The sequence below is a fragment of the Coxiella-like endosymbiont genome, from assembly GCF_030643785.1.
Lineage (GTDB): Bacteria > Pseudomonadota > Gammaproteobacteria > Coxiellales > Coxiellaceae > Coxiella.
The window spans coordinates 779,138-802,121 of record NZ_CP094378.1; the positions used below are offsets into that span (position 1 = coordinate 779,138).

The following is a 22,984-nucleotide window of genomic DNA, read 5'->3' on the forward strand; positions in this document are numbered from 1 at the left end:
AAAATGAGATCTTCATCCAGATTTTTGATATTCGATTTTCTAATCTTATAACAGATGAAATAGAACGTTTAGAATTTATGTATTCAGAATTGTAAGACGTCGTGCTAGAAAAAGACAAGGCAATCTATCTTCTGGAAGATGGTACACATTATTTGTCTGACACGGATATTATTCCAATTGAAGGAAGGAAAGCAATGTGTTTACTTAAAATGTTAGAATTATTGACGAGTAAGAAATTAGCAGAAATACTGGTAGAAAAACAATTCGCTAATCGAGATGTCATATTGCAACTAGCAAATAAAATTTCAGAAAGCAAAGATGAATTACCCAAGATGTCAATCTAGAGATTTTATTTTAACGGGTGATCCGGAGAGAGTGAAAGGCAATTACTGAGGTTCCTTTCCTGGACTAAGATGAGTTGAATGGTTTATTACGAAGAAAGACTGCTTTCTAAGACCGTTTATTCTAAATTGTTGAATAGCACTTGTTTGTTGTTTTTCTCATATTTTTATATTTTTTTAGAGAAAATCAATCCCTGGAAGATCAATCTGCTGTCTGATTGGACAACGTTTCCTCTTTCTTTTCTGGATTAAGGAACAAGAAAATATTCATGAAAATATGTGGAAAATACAGAAAGAAAATGAGCCCATCGAGGATGGACTGCAATTTTTGTTTGGAGTATGAGAGCACATTTTCCTTTAATTAGATCTTACTAATTAAGCTTTTTAGTTAAGATGTGATTAGTTAAAAGATTTTGATTTAAAGTTTAATAAGCGCGATTCATGAACACAAAAGAACGAATTGGACAAAAAGTGAAATCATCTACGGGGGCTACTTTGCTTATATTCCAAAGCTGTTACCACCGAAACCTGAGCTGCAACTGAAGCCGATCTGCCCCTTTTTGGATCGAGCCAATCTCGCCATTGGCCGGTGTTGGATGGCATTGGGAACATTTTACCGAATCAAGAATTATTTCTTTACATGTATATTCGAAAGGAAGCCGTGCTTTCTTCTCAAATTGAAAGAACTCAATCTTCATTGTCGAATTTTCTGATGTATGAAAATGAAGAAGTGTATCTGGTGTGCTGGAATACGATGTCATTGAGGTTTCAAATTATGTGGCCTCTATGGAGTACGGCTTTAAACGTTTAAGTGAAGCCTTTCCACTGAGTTTGTGTTTGATAAAAGAAATTCATGAAATTTTATTAAGTAAAGGTAGGGGACAGTGTCAAGGAATCTGGTGAATTTCGTCGCTTTCAAAACTGGATTTGGCGGCACATGGCTGGATAATACTACGTTTGTTCCCCTCAATCAAGCTGTAAAAAATACAAAAGATATCATTGAACTTTGTACGGAAGATCGCCGAAAAATTGAAGATCTAGGTAGACCCATCCGCTTCTGCATTATTAGTGCATCATTATTTAGAAAGAAAAGCATTCTGTAACGGATATTGGAAAAAATTGGAGTGCATTGCAATATCATGATTCCTATCGCGACAAAATCCATTAAACATTTAGAAACATTAGGTATTGCTAAAGAAATTACAGGAAAAGAACGTCATAAAATTTATACCTACCAACGTTATTTAGACATTCTAAATGAAGGAATCGGTGATTTTTAATGTGAGACATTGCATTACATAGTGGAGGCGGCGGGAATTGAACCCGCGTCCGTAAATGCATCCGCCTTTGACCCTACATGCTTAGCATCGTCTATTATTTAGCTGACAACCACCAGACGTACAGGGGAGATTGACAGCGAGCCCTGAAGTTTAACTTCCAAGTCATGGGCCATGCTTTGAAAGCGAGCTTGTAAAATATGACCATTAGACAGAATCTACAAGTCAATCCTGACAATGGGAAGCTGCGTTATTAGGCAGCTACAGCGTATTGTGTATCATTTGCAGATATACAATTGCAACTGATGGATTTACGAGCCTTCGTTGCCGGCTCGGCATGCGTCTCAGGTTTCAGGATTCGCGTCGAAGCCTGATCGCCCCCCATATAATTATAGATTAGACAGGAGGGTATCGTAAAGATAGCTAAAATCGTTTCACATAGTGATGACAGTAAGCTTCTTTCTCGTTCTTGCCGTAATAGTCTTGATAGTACTCTTCAGCTCGCTAAAAAGTGCTAACAGAAACGACGCGAATGGCAACAGGGGTAATCTTTTACTGTCAACTGGTTTATGGCTGTTTCGGCAATTTGTTTTTGTCGATTATCATAATCAAAATAATACTCTCGTATTGCTTTCCAATACATGGCCTTGTCCGTTCGTTTGCGTCAGGTCATGAATTTTAGAGAAATACCGGATAACTTTATCGTAATTAATTCGTTGGAGATCATATAAAACACGAATAGCTTCCAGAATAGCTTCCACATGTCACATGTCCTGTCTTTCCTTTGCAAACGGCCTCATAAGTCGGTTTCTTCATCTCCTCGCCTGTATAGCCTACCTCTGTTTTTAAACCCCCGGAAGTTGTTTGAAATAATAATAATAAACGCCTCAAAAACAACCGCCTGCTAAAATCCCTTCTTCTGTATCGCGAACTTGATTATCAATAACAAAATCCAAACTCAACGAGTTAACGCAATGACGGGTATTTTTTGGTGTGAACGCTTCTTCTTCTTTAAAGACATGGACCAAATGCGAATCGCATTCTTGACATCGAATTTCTGTGCTCTTCCCATCGGAGTCGGGAAGTCGTTTCACAGTTTCTACAATGGGTTCTTCGAAGCTCGGTCAGCCGCAGCCAGAGTGAAATTTATTCTTTGAACGAAAGAGAGTGTCAAACCACATTGACGGCAAAGGTAAGTTCCCCTATCTGCCAGGGCCGCGGTATATTCGCCCTGAAAATCGGGTTCTGTCATCTGGTCACACGTAATCTCACGGACGAGAGGTGGAAAAAGAAGGACGCTTATCCATGAGACTTCAACACCCGATGCTTTTCGCGTTCCCATTCCCGACGTTTAATCGTTTCCCGTTTATCGTGTATTTTTTTACCTTTAGCCAAAGCAATTTCGGCCTTAACATGATTTTTATGCCAATGAAGATCCAAAGGCACAACGGTAAGCCCCTCTTTTTGAACTGTGCCAAATAGCTTGCCAATTTCGCGCTTACTTAAAAGTAATTTACGAGATCGTTGAGGATCGGGTTTCATGTAGTCAGCTACATTAGGAAGAGGAGAGAAGTGAGCTCCAATTAACCAAGCTTCTCCAGCTTTAAAAATGACATAACTATCCCGTAACTGAACCTGTACAGCCCGAATACTTTTGACTTCCCAACCCTCCAGGACTAATCCCGCTTCTAATCGCTGCTCAATATGATAATCATGGAGCGCCTTTTTATTTAAAGCAATAATGCGGGGCGCAGGTTTTTTTGTGATTTGCTTGTTCATGGCGTTGGTTATATTATCGGAACGGTATGCCTGATATCAATAAAAGTAAAATAGTGCCCTATGGGCAAAAAGAAATGTACAACCTAATAAATGATATTGAATCCTACCCCCAGTTTGTTCCCTTTTGTAGCGATAGTCAAATCAATAGTCGTACGGACGATGAAATACGAGCAAGGTTGTCATTTTCAAAAGGTGGGCTCAATAAATCGTTCACTACCTTAAACCGCCTACAACCTCACAAAATGGTGGAAATACGTTTAGTGAACGGACCCTTCCGACAACTCGAGGGTTTTTGGCAGTTTAAAGCTTTGGAGAAAGGGGGTTGTCGAGTGTTGTTAGATTTGGAATTTGAGTTTTCCTCACGATGGCTTGCCTTGACGTTTGGTGCTTTATTCAACCAAGTTGCTACTATGCTAGTTGGTGCCTTTTGTAAACGTGCTGATATTATTTATGGAAAAATTCATGATTAAGATTAGTGTTTGTTACGCTACGCCAAAAAAACAAGTGGAGATTCCTCTGGAAGTTGAAGAAAACTGTACTATAGCTATAGCAATCAAGCGCTCAGGTATTTTGCAGCAATTTTCGGAAATTAATTTGTCCCAAGTCTGCGTAGGAATTTACAGTAAACGTACCACTTTGGATGGTAACGTGCGGGATGGCGACCGAATTGAAATCTACCGTTCTCTCCTTATTGATCCAAAACAAGCGCGTTTATTACGAGTTCAGCGTTTCTCTTGTAAGATTGCAAGAGCAAAATAATTTAAGGATTGGGTAGATCCACTCGGCCAATAGGTTTGTTTTTGTCTGTCCAAAAGTTGGTGACGTGATTATTGCATAAATAAATAATTAAATTAAACAATTAAATTAAACAGGTCGATTGCATTCGCCGATGGACGACCGGTTGGAGAGTATAAATATACACCATTCGGTTATCAGTAAAAATATTGACAAGCGCTGGATTATCCATTGCTGTCCGAACCTGATCTTTTGTCATTTCTGTATCTTTGCCATTCCTGTATCTAAGTTACTTAGATCTTTATCTGTAATAATGTTCCCTTATGCAGATTGTCCCCCCACCATGCTCTCAAATAAGAGAGGATTTTGGGCCATGTTACTTTAGTGATTTTGAGCGGTAACACACTGCTCTTAAGGTAAATATCTAGAGCTAACCTCCAAAAACTGCTATGTTAGAATAACTTTAAATATCAGAGGATGTTTACGTTGGAAGATCGAGAATTGCGTAAGGTTGGGCTTAAGGTAACGCTCCCGCGTCTTAAGATATTAAAAATTTTAGAAAGCTTCGATCCCCATCACATGAGCGCTGAAAATATTTATCGCAAACTAGTAGATATCGGTGAAGATGTGGGACTTGCTACGGTGTATCGCGTGCTCACGCAATTCGAAGCAGCTGGACTGGTAAAACGGCATAACTTTGAGGGTGGGCATTCTGTTTTTGAAATGGACCAAGGAGGCCATCACGATCATTTGGTTTGTATCAATTGCGGTAAAGTGGAAGAATTCATCGACGAAATTATCGAAAGCCGCCAAAAAGCAATTGCTAAAAAATCCAAATTTAAAATGACCGACCATGATCTAACAATTTACGGTATTTGTCAGCCTTGCGAAGGACATTCCTTTATTGATAGCTAAAGAATCATTATTTGCATTTAAGCAAGATTTTTGCGTGAGCAATTGTCTGTTGAGTTATTTTGATGTCTGTTGAGTTATTTTGACACCACTCAACATTAACGCTAATTCTTCAATGTGTTCTTTGGGCTTTAAAGCCGTTGATGGTTGTTAAGACATCGGTTTTTGTGGTAATTTTATTTACGTAAAGATGGTGGTGGGACAGCCCTAAGCAGCCACTTGGATAAATGAGTAATGTATAACACTTGAGTTTTTTCGCCTAATTTGTGAAGCAATCGACTTACTATTTCCGCCCTTTTACCCCCGGACGACTCCTGTGTCGGCTTCATCAAAAATTAATGTGTGCGTCCCTTTTTTTGAGCTGTGATAACTTGAAGAGCCAAGCTAATTCGGGATAATTCTCCTCTTGAGGCTACTTTTTGTAAAGGAAGCAGTTCCTGTCCAGGATTGGTATTGATATAAAAAAACAATTCTTTCTCTCCCCAGGGACGAAATTTCTTTTTTGCTTTCTTCAAAGCGAATAACAAAGCATCGACCCATCATTCCTAGCTGTTGCATTTTTTCGGTAATTTGCTTTTTCTTTTCTATTTCGGGTAAGTTTTTGAGCGATTTTTTCATATTCAGATTTAATACGGATTTTCTGATTTTTTAAATCCTGAATGCGTACTTCAAGAGTTTCAAATTTTTCTATACGATGATAAAGCAACTTTTTTATATCAATTAATTCCTCAAAACCAACATAATGTTTTCGAGCAAGGTCGTGTAAAAGAGATAATCGAAATTCCATAGTTTATAGGTGCTCATATAGGTTCTCAGAACTTGAATCGAGTTTTTCGCGATAATGATTTAATTCTGTTCCGGCTTCTTGTGAATAAACAGCGGCGGTATTTAACATTTCTCTGATAGCGATAAGGATAGCGATAAGCTGAGTGGTCTCGGGTTTTAATTTTGTTTACATGATCAATAGCTTTCTGTAAAAGCATCGAAGCAGAAATTTCTTCATTCAGAACTGTGAGATTCATAGCTGCTGACTCAAAATTTCTGATTCATTTTCTTATAATTTAGCGCGTTCTAATTATTCATATTGATAATGCAATAAGGAACGCTCGTGGTCGCGACTTTTCGCTTGTCCGTTGAGTTGATTTAATTCTGTATGGATCGATTGCCACTGACGATAATGTTCATTAATCTTTTCAAGTAAATCTTTATGTTGTGCGAAATTGTCCAATCATTGTAGCTGGATATCGCACTCTGGATATCGCACTTTAATAAATTTTGATGCTGATGTTGACCATGAATCTGTAAAACAAAAGAAGCAAATTCCCGCATTAATTGTTATGTACAAGGGTGGTCGTTATTAATTGTGCTTCGAGTGCGACGACCATCCAGATAAATAACTCGCCGTACTATTATGCATTCACTGTCGAGAAAAAATTATGTATTTTAAGCCAGGTTTGAGCTTTCAAATTATGGATAAGATCAAAACACAGACTAATATACACACTGTTCTGTAGAGGAACGGATTAGGGCAGTATCCGATCTTCGACCACCCAACAATAAACCAACAGCATCCACAATAATAGACTTTCCTGTGCCTGTTTCACCCGTTAATACGGTTAAGCCTTTTTCAAAGTCAAAGGTAATGGATTCAACGATCGTGAAATTTTTAATATGAGTATGCGTTAACATGATACACCTTCGAGGCGTGTCTTTCCCAGTCCAATTTACGACGTAATGTGTCGTAATAATTGTAATCGGTTGGATGAATGAGGTGCAATGGATGCTTATATCTATGAATATAGATGCTTCCACCTGCTGCTAATGCTACGGGCTGTTGTCCGTCGTTACTTACAGAGGGTGATATATCATTTTGGGAAGAAATATTTATTTTTATTTGGCTATGGGCTTGGACAACTATAGGACGGCTACTTAAAGTGTGGGGAAACATGGGTACTAAAGCAATGGCATCTAATTGCGGATGTAAAATAGGTCCACCACCGGACAAGGCATAAGCGGTCGAGCCTGTGGGAGTAGTAACGATTAATCCATCCGCGCGTTGACTACACACGAAGTCTTCGTTAATTGAAATATCGAATTCAATCATTTTTGCTATATCTCCTGGGAGCAGTACGACATCATTAAGTGCAATACCTTGAGTAATGATCTCGCCTTCGTATTTTGCAGTCATTTTTAAAAGAAATCGGGTTTCTTCCCTATAATCTCCCTCCAAAATAGCATTTATTTTTAGGAACTCATGGGGGGGATATCTGTGAGAAAGCCAAGACGTCCCCGATTAATTCCTAGGACAGGAATCTTTTGAGGAACAGCAATATGTGCGGCATTGAGTAAACTTCCATCTCCGCCTACTGCGATTAATAAATCTGCTTTTTTTTTCAATTGATTGGCTGAGAGGACGGTTAAATTATGGCCATTCATCATATGTGCAGCGTGTTCTTCAAGGAGAACAGTCCGATTTAGAGATAAAAGATATTCTTTTAGGGCCTGCAGGGTTTCGGGGGCCCTATCGACTCCTTTGCGTCCCATTAGAACGATCCGATGGAATGGTGGCTTTTTCATAAGAATTGAGGATAGCTTTTTTAAAATGAGAAAGCTACAGATTATGTTTTTACAGCCAGAGAACTCTAGAGGGATTTTACAGCATCTCATATTTTATTTAGTATTTGATCTCATATGACTGAGGAGATCCGAATGAGCAAAAAAGAGAAGACCGAATCTGGGCTTGAATTCCAAAACAAATGGGAAAAAGTATTAGAAAGTGAGGAAGAAAAAATAAAAGTAGAAGAAAATGCTTCTCAAGAGATAGAGCCGAATCGAGAGGAGCTCGAATTTCCCAGCCGCGAAAAGTTAGAGAGCCATCTCACTAGTCTGGAGCGAAAATTAGATGAATATAAAAATCAATACATTCGCTCACAGGCTGAAATGGATAATTTACGCAAGCGGTCGGAACGGGATATTGTAAACGCTATAAAATATGGTGGAGAGCGATTGATTACGGATCTTTTACCGGTTGTTGACAGTTTAATCCATGGTCTTGAAAGTCGCGAATCGAGTGATCTACATGCCCAAAGTCTGCGAGAAGGGATGAGTTTAACATTGGATTTATTACACAAAACACTCGAAAAGCACGGTGTTGAGATTATTGATCCTAAGCCTGGGGATCCCTTTAATCCTGCTTTTCATGAAGCTATGGCCATTCAAAAAGTACTGAATGCCGAACCTGATACAATTGCTCAGGTGATGCAAAAAGGCTATCAACTCAATGGCCGGGTATTACGAGCCGCACGAGTGCTCGTGGTAGCCTAAGTTTAGGATTAGCCTTAATATTTAAGGATTAAAATAGCCTATGAAAATCATCTCTATTTTTGTGGGATGACGCTAAAACTAGAGGAGATGGCATGTCTTCCATGATTTTATAGGCCAATGGATAGATTTGTTTTGGGAGATAGATGCCTATCGGCGTATAAATGATATGGAAAAATATTAGCAATTATTTATTGGAAAATTTGACCACGTAGTGTAGCAATTTAAAGTCTTTAATGAACGTTCCAGTTCCAATATGATTTCGTTCCAAATTAATCGAAAAAAACATCCGAAACAAAAGAATAATAATAACTGCCATGTCATTCATCTGCTTAATAAGCTTATTAAGTAAATATTGCATTATAGTGAGTTAACATTATCGGGATTTTATGTTTTTTTAAGTGAAGTTACGATTATTCAGGAGAAATTTCCTGAAGTTTTTAAATGAATGGGGAAAGTCATGAGTACTTCGAAAAATCAATTATTTGTCCAACTTGAGGAATTTTTAGCAGTGTTTTGGAGGGAAGTCTGCAGGATCTCCGTAAGTGACGCTGCCTATTTGGAGGGAAATTGGGTGGTAGATCGTACGGCCTTAACGAACATTCTGAATGAGATCCAAAGTAACTTCCACCCTTAAGGAAATGCTTCCTTTGCTGCTTCCTCTGACTCTTCTTCGAGGAATAGAGAAGAGGAATGGAGAATACGATTGTGGCCATATTAGAGGGTCGTGTTTTCTGGTCTACACCGACTTTAAAATGTTAACGAATTTTATCCCTTGAAATCCTAAACCCTGTCCCCACTTAGAGAGTAAAGCATCCTAAATTTCTGTTTTTGAGAGGAAAGAGAATGGCTGAAACTATTGGTATTGATTTGGGCACCACTAACTCCTGTGTTGCAGTGATGGAGGGTGGAAAGGTACGAGTAATTGAAAATGCCGAAGGTTCGCGCACCACGCCATCGATTGTGGCATATACTAAAGACGCTGAAATCTTAGTGGGTGCCTCCGCAAAGCGGCAAGCTGTCACGAACCCCGACCGGACTCTCTTTGCAATCAAGCGTTTAATTGGGCGGCGCTTTGATGATAATGTTGTTCAAAAAGATATTAAGATGGTGCCCTACAAAGTTACTAAGGCGGATAACGGAGATGCTTGGTTGGAAGTGACTGGTAAAGACGGTCGTCCTGAAAAGTTGGCGCCACCGCAAATTTCAGCTCAAGTCTTAATGAAGATGAAAAAGACGGCAGAAGATTATTTAGGTCATCCGTTAACCGATGCAGTAATCACTGTACCAGCTTACTTTAACGATTCCCAACGTCAAGCGACCAAAGATGCGGGTAAAATTGCGGGTCTTAATGTTAAGCGTATTATTAATGAACCTACTGCTGCTGCCTTGGCCTATGGAATGGACAAGAAAAAAGTGATCGTAAGATCGCTGTTTATGACTTAGGTGGTGGAACGTTTGATGTTTCTATTATTGAAATTGCTGACGTAGATGGTGAACACCAATTTGAAGTCCTGACCACGAATGGTGATACCTTCCTAGGAGGTGAAGACTTCGATCTGCGGTTGATTGATTATTTAGCTAACGAATTTAAGAAAGATGTAGGGGTGGATTTGCATAACGATCCTTTGGCATTACAACGGCTAAAAGAAGCGGCTGAAAAAGCGAAAATTGAGCTTTCGTCCAGCCAACAAACGGATGTTAACTTACCCTATATCACAGCGGATGCTTCCGGTCCTAAGCATTTAAATATTCGCCTCACTCGTGCGAAGTTAGAATCTTTAGTAGAAGATTTAATCGAAAAAACTATCGAACCTTGCAAAATAGCGATTAAAGATGCAGGACTTAAAGTTTCCGAAATCGACGATGTGATTTTGGTGGGTGGTCAAACTCGAATGCCGAAGGTCCAAGAAGCCGTTAAAGAATTTTTCGGTAAAGAGGCGCGCAAGGACGTTAATCCAGACGAAGCGGTGGCTATTGGTGCGGCTATTCAAGGTGCTGTATTGTCTGGTGAAGTAAAAGATGTGTTGTTACTTGACGTTACGCCACTCTCCTTAGGAATTGAAACTTTAGGTGGAGTCATGACCAAGTTGATTGATAAAAATACCACGATCCCGACAAAGGCTAATCAAGTATTTTCGACAGCTGAGGATAATCAAACTGCTGTTACGGTTCATGTCTTGCAAGGAGAGCGCGAGATGGCTTCAGCGAATAAATCGCTGGGACGTTTTGACTTAACAGATATTCCACCAGCGCCACGTGGTGTGCCGCAAATTGAAGTTACTTTTGATATTGATGCTAATGGTATTCTTCATGTCTCGGCGAAAAATAAAGCGACGGGTAAAGAACAATCAATCGTGATTAAAGCTTCGAGCGGTTTATCTGATGACGAAGTTGAGAAGATGGTCAAAGACGCGGAAACGCATCGAGAGATGGATCGTAAATTTCACGAATTAGTAGATACGCGAAATCAAGCGGATGCGATGATTCATGCTGTTGAGAGATCCATGAGAGACTTAGGAGCAGAAGTTGCGACTCATGAAAAAGATGCCATTGAAAAAGCGATTAAAGAACTCAAAGAAGCAATAAAGGGAAATGATAAAGATGCGATTGAGATGAAAACGAAGGAATTAACCAAGTACTCTTCTAAATTGGCAGAAGGTGCCTATGCTAAGAAGGGATCTGCTGGAGCTCCTCCAGTCAGCGAAACAGGTCCCACGGAAACTCAAACCGAAACTGACAAGAAAGAAGATGTCGTGGATGCTGAGTTCGAAGAAGTCGAAGACGAGAGGAAAAAAGAAGACGAAAAATAATAGCGAATAAAAATTCGCCATCATCCTGGCTAGTTGCCACCCTGAGTGGCCTCATCCCGAGCATGACCGTCAATCCCGGTTAAATTCCTCGCGCTATACTCGGGATTAACCGGGATTGACGGTCATGCTCGGGATGACGTTAAAAAAACAGGATAAATAAAAAGACTCCCATGGCATCAAAACGCGATTATTATGAACTCCTTGGCGTCAGCCGTATGGCGACTGAAGCTGAAATCAAAAAAGCTTTTCGTCGCTTGGCAATGAAATACCATCCTGATCGAAATCCGCGAGATAAAGAAGCGGAGATGAAGTTCAAGGAAGCAAGAGAAGCTTACGAAGTGCTTTCTGATTCCCGTAAACGGGCTTCTTATGATCAGTTTGGTCATGCTGGTGTAGAGCAACCTTTTGGAGGGAACTCAGGAGGTTTTGGTTTTAGCGATCTCGGAGATATCTTTGGTGATATTTTTGGAGATATCTTTGGAGCGGGACGATCTAAACCTCGAGCACAACGAGGAGCTGATCTAGGTTATGATCTTATTCTTTCGTTAGAAGAAGTAGTTCACGGAATCACTCAAACAATTAAAGTCCCAACTTGGGTAACCTGCGGAACTTGTAATGGGAACGGTCCTAAGAAAGGCACCACTCCAGTTGCTTGCCAACGCTGTGGTGGGAGCGGGCAAATGCGGATACAACATGGTTTTTTGCAAGTGCAGCAAACCTGCTCTGGATGCCACGGAACGGGACGAATTATTAAAGACCCTTGCTCGGATTGTCAAGGTCAAGGTCGTCGTCAACAAATCAAGACATTATCCGTTAAAATTCCTCCCGGCATTGATACTGGAGACCGTATTCGCCTCTCTGGTGAAGGAGAAGCTGGCCTTTTTGGGGCGCCGCCGGGAGATCTTTATGTGCAAATTCGAGTAAAACCTCACCCTATCTTCCAAAGGGAAGGTAATGATCTTCACTCAGAGGCGCCCATTGATTTCGTCACAGCCTCCTTAGGAGGAGAAATTGAAATTCCTACGTTAGATGGGGCTGTACGATTAGCGATTCCTCCGGAAACACAAAGTGGAAAACAATTTCGTTTGCGAGGGAAAGGAGTGAAAGCATTGAGAAGTGTTACAGTGGGAGATTTAATTTGTCATGTTACAGTCGAAACTCCAATAAAATTAAATGCAGAACAGAAAGAATCCTTAAAATATTTTGCCGAATTATTGGAAAAAGATGATAAGAATCATAGTCCACGTAGACGGAGTTGGTTTGATAGCGTAAAAGAGTTTTTTTCCGCTAAATAAAAACGAGAAGTCACCCCCGCCACTTTTAAAAACCTTGTCATCCCGAGTGCGGCGAGGGATCTCGTGAATGCAAGGTTTTTAACTTCCTTCCCATTCGCTCTAGAATCGCTTATCCTTGAACAAGTTTTGTTTCAGACTCAAAAAAGAGGTCCCTGCTGCCACGATGAGCGACTTAAATCCGCTTAACGGGCGAAAGCCAGCAATTTTATCATTAGCCGACGGCAGCTTATTTTTTGGATACGCTATCGGAGCAGAAGGTCAAACTGTCGGGGAAGTTATTTTCAACACGACGCTGACAAGCTACCAGGAAATTTTGACAGACCCTTCCTATGCAGAACAAATTATTACTCTGACTTACCCTCACATTGGCAACGTGGGAGTAAATACCGACGATCAAGAATCACATCGAATTTGGGCTGCTGGATTAATTATTCGTGAATTATCTCCTATAGTCAGTAATTGGCGCGCCGAGCAATCTCTTGAGAATTATTTAAAATCTGAGGGAATTGTTGCCATCGCAGGAATCGATACTCGACGGTTGGTGCGGCTGATCCGTGAACAAGGTGCATTGAATGGATGTATTATAGCGGGTGAAGACGTAGATGCTGATCGAGCTCTTGCATCTGCCCGTGCTTATCCTGGCCTAAAAGGTAAAGATTTAGCCCAAACAGCTTCAACAATAAGAATGCAAACCTGGATTGAGAGAACCTTAGCTCTTGAAGGCAGCCAAAAAATTATACAGAAAGATAACCATCATATTGTTGTTTACGATTATGGTTTGAAGCGGCAAATTTTGCGTTTATTAGTAGACCATGGTTGCTCGGTAACTGTAGTTCCTGCTCAAACACCCATAAAAGAGGTTTTGAATTTAAATCCCAGTGGGATCGTATTGTCAAATGGTCCGGGTGATCCATCGGCTTGTGATTATGCCATTGCTGCGATTCAAGAAATTTTAGAAAACGGTATTCCTTTATTAGGGATTTGCTTTGGTTTTCAGCTCTTAGCTTTAGCTTGCGGTGGTCAAACAGAAAAAATGAAATTTGGGCATCACGGCTCCAATCATTCCGTTCAAAATAGTATAACTGGGCGAGTTTATATCACCAGCCAAAATCACAGTTTTGCGGTGAATGAAAAAATTTACCTGACACTTTGCGCGTGACTCACCGTTCTTTATTCGATGGGACCTTGCAAGGGATTGCACATAAGACAAAACCAGCGATTGCTTTTCAAGGCCATCCGGAAGCAAGTCCCGGGCCTCAGGATATGCGGGGGATATTTAAAGAGTTTGTTAAGTTAGTAAGTGAGCGTGGACATAAAATAACATGCCAAAGCGAACAGATATAAAAAGCGTATTAATTATCGGTGCAGGACCTATTATCATTGGGCAGGCCTGCGAATTTGACTATTCTGGGACGCAAGCTTGTCGAGCTCTTCGGGAAGAAGGTTGTAGCATAATTTTAGTTAATTCGAATCCTGCCACCATAATGACCGATCCAGATGTAGCAGATGCTACATATATTGAGCCTATCAATTGGGAAACAATTGCCAAAATTATCGAAAAAGAAAAGCCAGATGCGCTTCTACCAACCATGGGGGGGCAAACGGGTTTAAATTGCGCATTGGATTTAGTGCGAGAAGGTGTTTTAGAAAAATATAAGGTGCAGTTAATTGGTGCTTCCAGAGAAGCTATCGATAAAGCAGAAGATCGGGCTCTCTTTCAAAAAGCTATGGCTAAAATTGGTTTACAGACAACCTGTTCTGGCCTTGCCCACTCGATGAAAGAAGCTTGGGAAATCCTTGATAAAGTTGGATTTCCCGCAATTATTAGACCCTTTTTTACCTTGGGTGGAAGTGGGGGTGGCATTGCCTATAACAGAGACGAATTTTTAGAAATTTGCACCCGCGGCCTCGAATTATCTCCTACTAATAAAATATTAATCGATGAATCTATTGTCGGATGGAAAGAATTTGAATTAGAAGTTGTACGCGATAAAAAAGATAACTGTATTATTATTTGTAGTATCGAAAACCTTGATCCTGTAGGTATTCACACAGGAGATTCCATCACTGTCGCACCGGCACAAACGTTAACAGATAAAGAATATCAACGAATGCGAGATGCCGCTATTGCGATTTTGCAAGAAATCGGAGTAGAGACTGGCGGGTCTAATGTGCAATTTGCAATTAATCCTAAGGACGGACGAATGATAGTAATTGAGATGAATCCCCGCGTGTCACGTTCTTCAGCTCTTGCTTCAAAGGCCACGGGTTTTCCTATCGCAAAAGTCGCAGCCAAATTAGCTATTGGTTATTCGTTGGATGAATTACAGAATGAAATTACTGGTGGCAGGATTCCCGCCTCCTTTGAACCGACAATTGATTACGTTGTGACTAAAATTCCTCGATTTAATTTTGAAAAATTTCCCCAAACGCTGCCTCGCCTAACGACACAGATGAAATCAGTAGGTGAGGTGATGGCTATTGGTCGCACTTTTCAAGAGTCTTTACAAAAAGCCATTCGTGGTTTAGAAGTAGGCGTTTGTGGGTTAGAACCTAAAATGGGGATTGAAGATTCCAAAACTATCGATGAAGCGTTTCGTGAAGAGATTAGAAAAGAATTGCGCTTTGCCGGACCTGAGCGGTTATGGTACCTCGCGGATGCTTTTCGAATGGGCTTTAGCGTTGAAGAAGTTCATTGGGATAGTCAAATTGACCCCTGGTTTTTGGTGCAAATAAAAGAATTGATTCGTTTGGAAAAAACAATAAAGAATAAATCTTTAAAAAAATTATCTCGCGAACATTTCTTTTATTTAAAACGTAAAGGATTTTCTGATAAACGCTTAGCTCAGTTATTAAAAACTACCGAAGAGCAAGTGCGGAATTATCGTCATAAATTAAAGATTCGTCCCGTTTATAAGCGGGTCGATACGTGTGCCGCCGAATTTGCTACAGATACGGCTTATCTTTACTCGACCTATGAAGAAGAAAATGAGTGCTTCCCAACGAAGCGAAATAAAATAATGGTGTTGGGAAGTGGACCCAATCGAATTGGTCAAGGCATCGAATTTGACTATTGCTGTGTACATGCGGCATTAGCTATGCGTGAAATGGGTTATGAAAGTATTATGGTTAATTGTAATCCCGAAACCGTTTCGACAGATTTTGATATTTCCGATCGTCTTTATTTCGAACCACTTACATTAGAGGATGTTTTAGAAATTGTAGCCGCTGAAAAACCAAAAGGCGTCATTGTCCAGTTTGGGGGGCAAACACCTTTAAAATTAGCTAGAGCCTTAGCAAAGGCAAAAGTGCCTATTTTAGGAACACAACCGGATGCTATCGATCGAGCCGAAGATCGCGAGCGATTTCAAATGTTGATTCAAGAATTGAATTTACAACAGCCGCCCAATGGAACTGTGCGCAGCATTGAAGAAGGGTTGCGTTTAGCAAAAGTATTTGCTTATCCATTAATCATTCGTCCTTCTTATGTATTGGGTGGGCGAGCTATGAAAGTTATTTATAGTGAGAAAGAATTGACTCGTTATATGACTAAAGATGTTATCGTTTCCGAAGATGAACCTTTACTTTTAGATCGGTTTTTGGATGATGCCATTGAGGTGGACATTGATGCAGTATGTGATGGTGAGAACGTTTTAATTGGAGGAATTTTGGAGCATATCGAGCAGGCCGGCGTTCATTCCGGGGATTCCTCTTGCACCTTTCCGCCTCATAGTTTAAGCACAAAAATTCAAGATCAGTTGCGAGAGCAAGTCCGGCTAATAGCAAAAGAACTCAATGTAGTAGGTCTAATTAATACCCAATTTGCAATTCAGGGGGATGAAATCTATGTGCTTGAAGTCAATCCTCGTGCTTCGCGGACAGTCCCTTTTCTTGCAAAGGCTACAGGGATTCCTCTTACTAAAATTGCAGCTCGTTGTATGGTTAATGTATCTTTGAAAAAACAGGCTGTGCGAGAGTACATTCCTAACTATTTCTCTGTTAAAAAACCCGTTTTTCCTTTCAATAAATTTTCAGGTGTCGATCCCATTTTGGGGCCGGAAATGCGTTCTACGGGAGAAGCTATGGGGATAGGGGAAAATTTTGGTCAGGCTTTTGCAAAAGGTCAATTAGGGGGTGGGGATATTATTCCCCGAGGAGGGTGTGCTTTTGTGAGCGTTCGGGATGCCGATAAAGAGCGCGTGGTGAAAGTGGCCAGCGCCTTAGCCGATTTAGGATTTGAGATTGTTTCTACTCGAGGGACCGCTAAGGTGTTACAAAATTCGGGAATTTTGTGTACCGTGGTTAATAAGGTCACCGAGGGCCGACCTCACATTCTCGATATGATTAAAAATGACCAAATTAGTTTTATTATTAATACTACGGAAGGCGAGCAATCCATTGAAGATTCAAACGTTATTCGAATTAGCGCCGTCCAACACAAAGTGTGTTACACGACGACATTAGCTGGGGGGAGGCCACTGTTTTAGCCTTACAGGCGAGGAATTCCAATCGTATTCAGTCTTTGCAAGATCTTCATCGTCAAAGATGAGCAGATCTACGCGTGAAACACACTCCCATCCCTCTTTTACAAGGAGGGGGCACTTCCTTATTTAAGGAACTTGTTGTAAGACCACTCCCGCTGCGTAACGCTGAGAACTTTATAATAAGTATTTGTTTTTCTTTCGGTATCCGTTAATCGTATGGTGATACCTACAGGAACTCGAAGTAAGCTTTCGGGTATCCAAAGAGTGGTGATTTCTTGGCTTTGTGGGGAGTGTTTGTGAGGGACTGCCATTTTAGGTGATAAGCAGAGAGGTATAGTGGGGCTCCACGGACTTTATAATCGGGGTCCATAAAAGCATCTGGCGAGGAAGCGGGGTTACCGAGAGCGTGAAGCCGCGGGGGGGGGTAGTTATGCCGGCTGTTGATAATACCTATTTAAGTCACTGAGGCCAACTATATTCGAATCATTTAAATTTTTTTAAACTTCATGTTTGTTTGCTCCTGGATTTATCCTAAAAATATATTTTTCCATTGATAATACTAATCTGATAATTATAGCATCATAGCATTTCTTGTAAAAGGTTTTTATTCTGAATTCGGTCGGCTCCTTAAGATGTGCAGTGCCACAGCAGTTTTGTTATACTGTATACTTTTACATTTTCTTGAGGTGGTAATGATGCAAACGATTGTTCCTATCACTATAAATGGGATAGCTAAATTACGCTCGGAGTTAGAATTTTTAAAAACTGTCGAACGCCATAATATCATTGCAGCTATTGCAGAAGCACGCGCCCACGGTGATTTGAAAGAAAATGCCGAATATCATGCTGCAAGGGAACGTCAGTCGTTTGTAGAGGGACGTATTTTAGAAATCGAGACAAAGCTGTCCAATTGCCAAATAATCGATATTTCGCATATCCCTAATGAAGGGAAAGTGATTTTCGGAGCTACAGTTACTTTGTTAAATTTAAAAACTCAAACTGAAGTCACCTATCAGATTGTAGGTGTAGATGAATCTAATTTGAAAGAAAATAAAATTTCGATATCCTCGCCTTTGGCGAGGGCTTTGATTGGAAAATACATTGAGGATGTTGTAGAAGTAGAAACGCCGGAAGGGATAACTGAATATGAGATTGTTGACGTCGAATATCTTTAAGAAAAGAGTGTTTTCATTGTTGTTGCTATAGGCAAATAGACAAAATTTAACAAAATTTATATAAATAGCTATAGCTCCAATTATAACCAAACAATAATAAGAACTCCCCTCCATCTCTTTCTATGAGGCTCAGACTAAATGGGATAATTAGTATCGCGAATATGAAGTTACTAAAAGAAATTGGTAGAAGTAACAGAAAAGCGAAACAAAAATAACGATTCTGTTAATTATTTCCATTACTCCTGAAGTCATGAATGTTAAACGAGGATGAAGTAAGTGTTCTAATTTTTTAATATTAAGATAAAGTTAATAATATTATAAGGTAATATTTTGAAGATAAATTTATTATATCTTGAGTAATTTCCTCAATGACTTCCGAAGAGGATTTATGGCGAGCTTTCATATCAACTGTAGTGGTGACAATATCTCCTTTCTACGGACAGGCGTCAAGATGGAATCTAAATGTACGGCAGTTGGTTATGGTTTCCATTTAATGTTACATCCTTGACTAGGTTTTTGATTGGCGTCAATGGGTTTACCCGCAAGTATATTGTCCAGTGCCTTGCTAAGGTCTTCACCCGTTACAGGAACATCTCTGCCCGGGCTCGAACCATCGAAACGACCGCGGTAAATACAAACAAGATTGCGGTCAAATACATAGAAATCAGGGGTGCATTCTGCCTGATAAGCTTGAGCAACTTCTTGAGTTTCGTCATAGAGATAGGGAAAGGGATAATCAAACTCTTCAGCTACGACTTTCATTTTTTCAGGAGAATCTTCCGGATAATTTTTGATGTCGTTAGAACTGATAGCCACAAATTGAATACCTTTGGCTTGATATTTTTTTGTTATTTCAACCAATTTTTTTTGGATGTGCTGAACAAAAGGGCAGTGATTACAGATAAACATAATGACTGTGGCAATATCGGATTTCAGTTGGGCTAATGACTTTTTTTCACCACTTACAGCATCAGGCAGGTTAAAGCTTGCGGCTTTCGTTCCTAATGGGATCATCTTTGATGAAGTTAAGGCCATTATTTTTTCTCCTTATTTTTTATTTCTTTTATTGCTTTATCCGCTAATTCAGAGATCGCTTTCCATTGCTGACCTTCAAATTGCTGACCTTCAATGAGATTTTGGGGAACTAACCATGAGCTGCCAATACATACAACATTTTTGAGTAAAAAATACTTCATCATAATTATATTATCATAATTATATTATTTGGATTAATCTCTCCCGTAAGGCAAAACCGCATAGTCAGAAAAATACTCATAAAATTTCTTAATGCTTTCGCGCCTCCATTTAAAGTAGGCCTCCATTTAAAGCAGCAGGAAAGAATTTTACGAAAGAAAAATTATGTTGAATAGCGAGAAACAGGTCGGATGGAGTAGCAACATCCGGCAGGTAGGAAGTATCTTCTTTCTGAACGGCTCGAATTAATTTGCTCAAAATACGAGGACTTACTGAAAAATCCGCATTTGCTTCTTTAATTTCCGCTAATTGACATGGTTTTACAATAGTTCCAGCACCTACCATATATTTCGGTAAGTTCTTTTTTATTGCTTTAATTGCAGCTAGGGCGATAGGTGTTCGCAGGGTAATTTCTATTATTTTTATACCTCCTTCGACTAAAGCGTGGGCCAAGGGCACAGAGTGTTCAACATCATTCAACACGATCACGGGAATGATAAGAAAAGGTGCGAGAATATTATTTATGTCATCAATCACTTAATATCCAGTCCTGATTTTTATCAGATTGTAATACCCTATCCCTCATTGGTACAAGAGTAAAGCTCGCGTATACTCATAACACATATTTCTCTCCAAAAGAAAGGTTGCGTGTTGCTAAGTTGCACGTTGCTAAAAGATAAAGTGGTCATAATGACTGGATCCTGACTGGATCCATAACCGGTATTGGAGCTGCTGTATTGGAGCTGATATCGCACAAGAGTGTGTATAGCAAAAGGGATGTTAAGGTGATGATAAATGGCCGAGATGAAGCGCGAGCTAAAGCTCTGGTACAAGAAATCAGGGGAAGATAAAACGGCCCCCTATTTTTTATAGAAATTTATAGAAACTTTCAGATTCCGATATCAAAAGCACTACCGAACTTGCAGAGGTGACCATGGACCATTTTGGTCGTATTGATAGTTTTAATTAATAATGCTTGGTAAGTTGCCACGCAATGATCTTTCAAGTTTCACTGTGGATGATTTTGATTGGATTGTCCGTTTAAACCTCAGAGCCTCTCTATTTTTGACACAAGCGGTTGTTAAGAAATTTAAGAAGCAGTGAGTGTGGTATAATTGTGAATATTAGTTCTAAATGCCTATTGCGGTCCAGGCAGATTTGTTAGTCTATTCTCTTAGGAAGGGTGGTTTAATGACTATGGCTCGGAACCTAGAAAATGCTCTAGGAAAAGAAGGTATTCGGGTAAATCAGCTAAATGTAGATTGGACGCTAACTGAGAACGAAAGCAAGATTAAAGAAGTGAAAGCTTCCCCCACACCATTGGGAATAAAAATTCTTGGCTTTTGCGCCATACGCACCCGTCAGGATCTTTGCTCTGTCCTGCAGATATTGCGCGGCGACATGCGATATTCTGGGCTTTCGATGTATCAGCCCCAACAAATGGGGTAGTTTATAAATTAGAACAATAATACCCGTGGTAGGGCGTAATTTAATTAACGAAATTCCTTTAGAAATATTTAAATAAAAAACTATCCTCTTTGTATGTGCGAGAGAAAAAGCTTTAAAAGAGAAGAAAAAAATAAATGAAAATCACCGACGCAAAAGTTTTTGCATGTTTCCCGGGGGCGTAATTTCGTTACCTTAAAAATCTATACGGATGAAGCTATTTATGGATTGGGGATAGGACGTTAAATGGTCGTAAACTCGTGGTGGCTTCTTATTAATATGGGGCCCGGGCCTTGGGAAATTCTGGTTAACGGACACGAACTTAAATTTCTGGTAGTTATCAATTCAGAAAAGACCAGGAGGCTTTTACCCAATAGTTGGAAAAAATTTATAATACGAAAGCTTCTTTTAATTTTTTCTCAACCAGTTGGTTTTTTAATTTCACGTAAACAGGAACCCCATTTTTATAAGGGGGATAGCTCTCCCCTTGAATGAGCGGCTCCAGATAGCGACGGCAAGGTTCGGTTATTCCAAAACCGTCATTAGCAATGAAATTCCGAGGCAATTTGTGTTCTACATTGGCGACTTGAGAGAGAGGAGCTGTGCCCACATGCCATTGATAATCAAGGCTTTCTTCACGCTGAATAGTAAGCATTACATCGGATTGTCCTGCGAAGGCATATTCAACAGCGGATTGTCCGAGCGCATAAGCTTGATCCAGGTCTGTTTGTGAAGCAATATGCCGAGCTGCACGTTGCAGATAATCAGCCACCGCCCAATGGGATTTAAATCCAAGGTGTCTTTTAATGAGTCGAGCTAAAATAGGTGCAACACCACCTAATTGTTCATGACCAAAAGCATCCTGGGATCCTGATTCTGTAATAAATCGACCATCTGGATGACGAATTCCTTCTGAAGCTACAATCACACAATAGCCATAATTATGGACCACTTCTTTGACTTTTGTGAGAAATGCTTCGGTTTGCAAAGGAATTTCGGGAAATAAAATTATATGCGGAGCGTCATTAGGGTATTGTTGGCTCAATGCAGCAGTAGCGGCGATCCAACCGGCATTTCGTCCCATAACTTCTAAAATAAAAACCTTGGTGGAAGTTGCTGCCATACCTCTCACATCTAAAGCAGCCTCTTGCGTGGAAACTGCCACATATTTAGCTACCGATCCAAAGCCGGGACAATTATCCGTGAAAGGTAAATCATTATCGATCGTTTTCGGTAAGCCAATGCAGATCAAGGGGTAATCCATGAGTTGACTCATTTGCGAAATTTTATAGGTAGTATCTTGCGAATCCCCGCCACCATTGTAAAACACGTAACCAATATCGTGAGCTTTAAAAACTTCAATTAGCCGTTTATATTGGCGTCGGTCTTTGTTGATATCTGCGAGCTTGTAACGGCAGGAACCAAAAGCACTTGAAGGTGTGTGGAGGAGAGCAGCAATATCTTCGGAAGATTCTAAGCTCGTATCAATGAGTTCTTCCTTAAGTGCACCGATAATTCCGTTTCGTCCAGCCAGTACTTTATTGATTTGTGAAGGATATTTTGCGGCAGTTTGAATGACACCACAGGCTGTAGTGTTAATGACTGCTGTTGCGCCACCAGACTGGGCGTAAAAGACATTCTTTTTACTCATGACGTTTTTTATTTCCTTCAGTTCCGTAGACTGAATAACGGGAAGTTTATGACATGGAATAGTTAAGTTGTCAAAGCGTAACCTAAGGCAAATTCGATATCGGGATATCGAAAATGAAATCCATGCTTCAGAAGCATGCAAAGCATCGCATGTTGTCCATTCAGAAGAAGCTTTTCACCTATTTGCCCAAAAAGCAGTTTTACAACAAAAGCGCAAGTAATGAGAAAAAACAGTCGGTGTAATACCTCTTCCCCATAGTAGCATCAAACTCAGCCTGGGTAACACATTCAGGAGCCACTACAATAACAGGTCCCCTAATTTCTGGTTCTTCCAAGAGAAAATCTATTGCGAGACAAAGATCAACGATGCTGATCCAGAAAAAAGGTTATCGACCTTGACCAATTTATCTTCATAAACCCAATTTACAGGCAGGCGTAAATCGTGAAAGGGCCGCGCCTCCCTCTTTGCCTATAAACCCCACACTACCGAAGCGCAAATGAAGAACTCTAACGCCTTCATTTTTGGCAGATGAGGCAGCTTTTCCCATGCTCGCACTACTTT

24 protein-coding genes, 1 other RNA gene and 6 pseudogenes are annotated in these 22,984 nt (G+C 40.2%); 15 read left to right on the forward strand and 16 right to left on the reverse strand.

Features of this window, described 5'->3' with window-relative positions; all coding sequences use genetic code 11:
* Positions 1-194: 194 nt before the first annotated feature.
* From MRH55_RS04060 to MRH55_RS04070, 4 genes are all read left to right on the forward strand, one after another.
* Positions 195-344 carry a hypothetical protein gene (locus MRH55_RS04060; protein WP_304985018.1) on the forward strand — a complete coding sequence of 50 codons (150 nt, stop codon included), beginning with the start codon at positions 195-197 and terminating at the stop codon, positions 342-344.
* A 637-nt stretch (positions 345-981) separates the two neighbouring features.
* Positions 982-1,152 carry a Fic/DOC family N-terminal domain-containing protein gene (locus tag MRH55_RS07760; protein WP_369421516.1) on the forward strand — a complete coding sequence of 57 codons (171 nt, stop codon included), beginning with the start codon at positions 982-984 and terminating at the stop codon, positions 1,150-1,152.
* Between the two features lie 73 nt (positions 1,153-1,225).
* On the forward strand, positions 1,226-1,444 hold the full coding sequence (locus tag MRH55_RS04065; protein ID WP_304985019.1) for a hypothetical protein: 219 nt from the start codon (positions 1,226-1,228) through the stop codon (positions 1,442-1,444).
* A 6-nt stretch (positions 1,445-1,450) separates the two neighbouring features.
* A complete protein-coding gene (locus tag MRH55_RS04070) occupies positions 1,451-1,621 on the forward strand; it encodes a hypothetical protein (RefSeq protein WP_304985020.1) in 171 nt (56 codons plus the stop codon).
* 19 nt (positions 1,622-1,640) lie between these two features.
* On the opposite strand, the gene ssrA is transcribed toward MRH55_RS04070, so the two are convergent.
* The 3 genes and pseudogenes from ssrA to smpB form a co-directional block, all read right to left on the reverse strand.
* Positions 1,641-2,000, reverse strand: a transfer-messenger RNA (tmRNA) gene (gene ssrA / locus MRH55_RS04075).
* 41 nt (positions 2,001-2,041) lie between these two features.
* Positions 2,042-2,925: pseudogene (locus MRH55_RS08030) on the reverse strand (bifunctional methionine sulfoxide reductase B/A protein).
* Positions 2,918-3,397 carry an SsrA-binding protein SmpB gene (smpB, locus tag MRH55_RS04090; RefSeq protein WP_304985023.1) on the reverse strand — a complete coding sequence of 160 codons (480 nt, stop codon included), beginning with the start codon at positions 3,395-3,397 and terminating at the stop codon, positions 2,918-2,920. Before smpB ends, MRH55_RS08030 begins: the two are co-directional and overlap by 8 nt.
* A 26-nt stretch (positions 3,398-3,423) precedes the next feature.
* Here smpB and MRH55_RS04095 point away from each other — a divergent pair, with 26 nt between their 5' ends.
* Both MRH55_RS04095 and MRH55_RS04100 read left to right on the forward strand, forming a co-directional pair.
* Complete coding sequence (locus MRH55_RS04095; protein ID WP_304985024.1) at positions 3,424-3,867, forward strand: type II toxin-antitoxin system RatA family toxin; 444 nt, start codon at positions 3,424-3,426, stop codon at positions 3,865-3,867.
* Complete coding sequence (locus MRH55_RS04100) at positions 3,860-4,156, forward strand: RnfH family protein (protein WP_304985025.1); 297 nt, start codon at positions 3,860-3,862, stop codon at positions 4,154-4,156. The genes MRH55_RS04095 and MRH55_RS04100 overlap by 8 nt, the downstream gene beginning before the upstream one ends.
* A gap of 100 nt (positions 4,157-4,256) precedes the next feature.
* Here MRH55_RS04100 and bamE read toward each other — a convergent pair whose 3' ends face one another.
* Positions 4,257-4,391 carry an outer membrane protein assembly factor BamE domain-containing protein gene (gene bamE, locus MRH55_RS04105; RefSeq protein ID WP_304985026.1) on the reverse strand — a complete coding sequence of 45 codons (135 nt, stop codon included), beginning with the start codon at positions 4,389-4,391 and terminating at the stop codon, positions 4,257-4,259.
* Positions 4,392-4,618: 227 nt separating this feature from the next.
* Here bamE and fur point away from each other — a divergent pair, with 227 nt between their 5' ends.
* The gene (gene fur / locus MRH55_RS04110) at positions 4,619-5,047 is read left to right on the forward strand and encodes a ferric iron uptake transcriptional regulator (RefSeq protein ID WP_304986124.1); all 429 of its coding nucleotides are present in this window, start codon (positions 4,619-4,621) and stop codon (positions 5,045-5,047) included.
* Positions 5,048-5,379: 332 nt separating this feature from the next.
* Here fur and MRH55_RS04115 read toward each other — a convergent pair whose 3' ends face one another.
* The 5 genes and pseudogenes from MRH55_RS04115 to MRH55_RS04135 all read right to left on the reverse strand — a co-directional run bounded on the left by MRH55_RS04115 (position 5,380) and on the right by MRH55_RS04135 (position 7,621).
* Positions 5,380-5,571: a hypothetical protein gene (locus MRH55_RS04115; protein ID WP_304985027.1), complete on the reverse strand. Its 192-nt coding sequence runs from the start codon at positions 5,569-5,571 to the stop codon at positions 5,380-5,382.
* On the reverse strand, positions 5,556-5,831 hold the full coding sequence (locus MRH55_RS04120) for a hypothetical protein (protein WP_304985028.1): 276 nt from the start codon (positions 5,829-5,831) through the stop codon (positions 5,556-5,558). The genes MRH55_RS04115 and MRH55_RS04120 overlap by 16 nt, the downstream gene beginning before the upstream one ends.
* Before the next feature lie 288 nt (positions 5,832-6,119).
* Positions 6,120-6,272: a hypothetical protein gene (locus MRH55_RS04125; protein WP_304985029.1), complete on the reverse strand. Its 153-nt coding sequence runs from the start codon at positions 6,270-6,272 to the stop codon at positions 6,120-6,122.
* A 263-nt stretch (positions 6,273-6,535) separates the two neighbouring features.
* A complete protein-coding gene (locus tag MRH55_RS04130; protein ID WP_304985030.1) occupies positions 6,536-6,733 on the reverse strand; it encodes an AAA family ATPase in 198 nt (65 codons plus the stop codon).
* Positions 6,711-7,621, reverse strand: a pseudogene (locus MRH55_RS04135) (NAD(+) kinase). The gene MRH55_RS04130 and the pseudogene MRH55_RS04135 overlap by 23 nt, the downstream one beginning before the upstream one ends.
* A 132-nt stretch (positions 7,622-7,753) precedes the next feature.
* On the opposite strand from MRH55_RS04135, the gene grpE reads away from it, so the two are divergent.
* The 6 genes and pseudogenes from grpE (at position 7,754) to greA (ending at position 18,132) form a co-directional block, all read left to right on the forward strand.
* Positions 7,754-8,368, forward strand: a complete 615-nt coding sequence (gene grpE / locus MRH55_RS04140; protein WP_304985031.1) for a nucleotide exchange factor GrpE — start codon at positions 7,754-7,756, stop codon at positions 8,366-8,368.
* A gap of 843 nt (positions 8,369-9,211) precedes the next feature.
* Positions 9,212-11,178 (forward strand): annotated as a pseudogene (dnaK, locus tag MRH55_RS04145) (molecular chaperone DnaK).
* A gap of 170 nt (positions 11,179-11,348) precedes the next feature.
* Positions 11,349-12,473 carry a molecular chaperone DnaJ gene (dnaJ, locus tag MRH55_RS04150; RefSeq protein WP_304985032.1) on the forward strand — a complete coding sequence of 375 codons (1,125 nt, stop codon included), beginning with the start codon at positions 11,349-11,351 and terminating at the stop codon, positions 12,471-12,473.
* 163 nt (positions 12,474-12,636) lie between these two features.
* A pseudogene (carA, locus tag MRH55_RS04155) lies at positions 12,637-13,817 on the forward strand (glutamine-hydrolyzing carbamoyl-phosphate synthase small subunit).
* Positions 13,796-17,022: pseudogene (gene carB / locus MRH55_RS04160) on the forward strand (carbamoyl-phosphate synthase large subunit). Before carA ends, carB begins: the two co-directional pseudogenes overlap by 22 nt.
* Positions 17,023-17,589: 567 nt before the next feature.
* Positions 17,590-18,132, forward strand: coding sequence for a transcription elongation factor GreA (gene greA / locus MRH55_RS04165; RefSeq protein WP_439647870.1), 543 nt, complete (start codon positions 17,590-17,592; stop codon positions 18,130-18,132).
* 46 nt (positions 18,133-18,178) lie between these two features.
* On the opposite strand, the gene MRH55_RS07770 is transcribed toward greA, so the two are convergent.
* The 4 genes from MRH55_RS07770 to MRH55_RS04180 form a co-directional block, all read right to left on the reverse strand.
* A complete protein-coding gene (locus MRH55_RS07770; RefSeq protein WP_369421519.1) occupies positions 18,179-18,328 on the reverse strand; it encodes an exopolysaccharide biosynthesis protein in 150 nt (49 codons plus the stop codon).
* Between the two features lie 281 nt (positions 18,329-18,609).
* Positions 18,610-19,167 (reverse strand): thioredoxin family protein, encoded by a 558-nt coding sequence (locus MRH55_RS04170; protein WP_304985033.1) that lies wholly within the window; start codon positions 19,165-19,167, stop codon positions 18,610-18,612.
* Complete coding sequence (locus MRH55_RS04175) at positions 19,167-19,331, reverse strand: hypothetical protein (RefSeq protein ID WP_304985034.1); 165 nt, start codon at positions 19,329-19,331, stop codon at positions 19,167-19,169. The genes MRH55_RS04170 and MRH55_RS04175 overlap by 1 nt, the downstream gene beginning before the upstream one ends.
* Before the next feature lie 106 nt (positions 19,332-19,437).
* Positions 19,438-19,863 carry a beta/alpha barrel domain-containing protein gene (locus tag MRH55_RS04180; RefSeq protein ID WP_304985035.1) on the reverse strand — a complete coding sequence of 142 codons (426 nt, stop codon included), beginning with the start codon at positions 19,861-19,863 and terminating at the stop codon, positions 19,438-19,440.
* A gap of 597 nt (positions 19,864-20,460) precedes the next feature.
* On the opposite strand from MRH55_RS04180, the gene MRH55_RS04185 reads away from it, so the two are divergent.
* Positions 20,461-20,775 (forward strand): hypothetical protein, encoded by a 315-nt coding sequence (locus MRH55_RS04185; RefSeq protein ID WP_304985036.1) that lies wholly within the window; start codon positions 20,461-20,463, stop codon positions 20,773-20,775.
* A 134-nt stretch (positions 20,776-20,909) separates the two neighbouring features.
* Positions 20,910-21,047, forward strand: a pseudogene (locus tag MRH55_RS04190) (bifunctional D-altronate/D-mannonate dehydratase); the annotation flags it as partial.
* Positions 21,048-21,160: 113 nt separating this feature from the next.
* On the opposite strand, the gene MRH55_RS04195 reads toward MRH55_RS04190, so the two are convergent.
* The 3 genes from MRH55_RS04195 to MRH55_RS04205 all read right to left on the reverse strand — a co-directional run bounded on the left by MRH55_RS04195 (position 21,161) and on the right by MRH55_RS04205 (position 22,970).
* A complete protein-coding gene (locus MRH55_RS04195; RefSeq protein ID WP_304985037.1) occupies positions 21,161-22,423 on the reverse strand; it encodes a 6-phosphofructokinase in 1,263 nt (420 codons plus the stop codon).
* A gap of 62 nt (positions 22,424-22,485) precedes the next feature.
* A complete protein-coding gene (locus MRH55_RS07775) occupies positions 22,486-22,656 on the reverse strand; it encodes a DUF1731 domain-containing protein (RefSeq protein WP_369421521.1) in 171 nt (56 codons plus the stop codon).
* Positions 22,657-22,832: 176 nt separating this feature from the next.
* Positions 22,833-22,970 carry a hypothetical protein gene (locus MRH55_RS04205; protein ID WP_304985039.1) on the reverse strand — a complete coding sequence of 46 codons (138 nt, stop codon included), beginning with the start codon at positions 22,968-22,970 and terminating at the stop codon, positions 22,833-22,835.
* Between the last annotated feature and the right edge of the window lie 14 nt (positions 22,971-22,984).

Coding starts and splice junctions, on each gene's coding strand:
- MRH55_RS04060 (WP_304985018.1), top strand. CDS start 195: ATGTGTTTACTTAAAATGTTAGAATTATTGACGAGTAAGAAATTAGCA.
- MRH55_RS07760 (WP_369421516.1), top strand. CDS start 982: ATGTATATTCGAAAGGAAGCCGTGCTTTCTTCTCAAATTGAAAGAACT.
- smpB (WP_304985023.1), bottom strand. CDS start 3,397: ATGAACAAGCAAATCACAAAAAAACCTGCGCCCCGCATTATTGCTTTA.
- MRH55_RS04095 (WP_304985024.1), top strand. CDS start 3,424: ATGCCTGATATCAATAAAAGTAAAATAGTGCCCTATGGGCAAAAAGAA.
- MRH55_RS04100 (WP_304985025.1), top strand. CDS start 3,860: ATGATTAAGATTAGTGTTTGTTACGCTACGCCAAAAAAACAAGTGGAG.
- bamE (WP_304985026.1), bottom strand. CDS start 4,391: ATGACAAAAGATCAGGTTCGGACAGCAATGGATAATCCAGCGCTTGTC.
- MRH55_RS04120 (WP_304985028.1), bottom strand. CDS start 5,831: ATGGAATTTCGATTATCTCTTTTACACGACCTTGCTCGAAAACATTAT.
- MRH55_RS04130 (WP_304985030.1), bottom strand. CDS start 6,733: ATGTTAACGCATACTCATATTAAAAATTTCACGATCGTTGAATCCATT.
- grpE (WP_304985031.1), top strand. CDS start 7,754: ATGAGCAAAAAAGAGAAGACCGAATCTGGGCTTGAATTCCAAAACAAA.
- dnaJ (WP_304985032.1), top strand. CDS start 11,349: ATGGCATCAAAACGCGATTATTATGAACTCCTTGGCGTCAGCCGTATG.
- greA (WP_439647870.1), top strand. CDS start 17,590: ATGTGCAGTGCCACAGCAGTTTTGTTATACTGTATACTTTTACATTTT.
- MRH55_RS04170 (WP_304985033.1), bottom strand. CDS start 19,167: ATGGCCTTAACTTCATCAAAGATGATCCCATTAGGAACGAAAGCCGCA.
- MRH55_RS04175 (WP_304985034.1), bottom strand. CDS start 19,331: ATGATGAAGTATTTTTTACTCAAAAATGTTGTATGTATTGGCAGCTCA.
- MRH55_RS04185 (WP_304985036.1), top strand. CDS start 20,461: ATGCCTATTGCGGTCCAGGCAGATTTGTTAGTCTATTCTCTTAGGAAG.
- MRH55_RS04195 (WP_304985037.1), bottom strand. CDS start 22,423: ATGAGTAAAAAGAATGTCTTTTACGCCCAGTCTGGTGGCGCAACAGCA.
- MRH55_RS04205 (WP_304985039.1), bottom strand. CDS start 22,970: ATGGGAAAAGCTGCCTCATCTGCCAAAAATGAAGGCGTTAGAGTTCTT.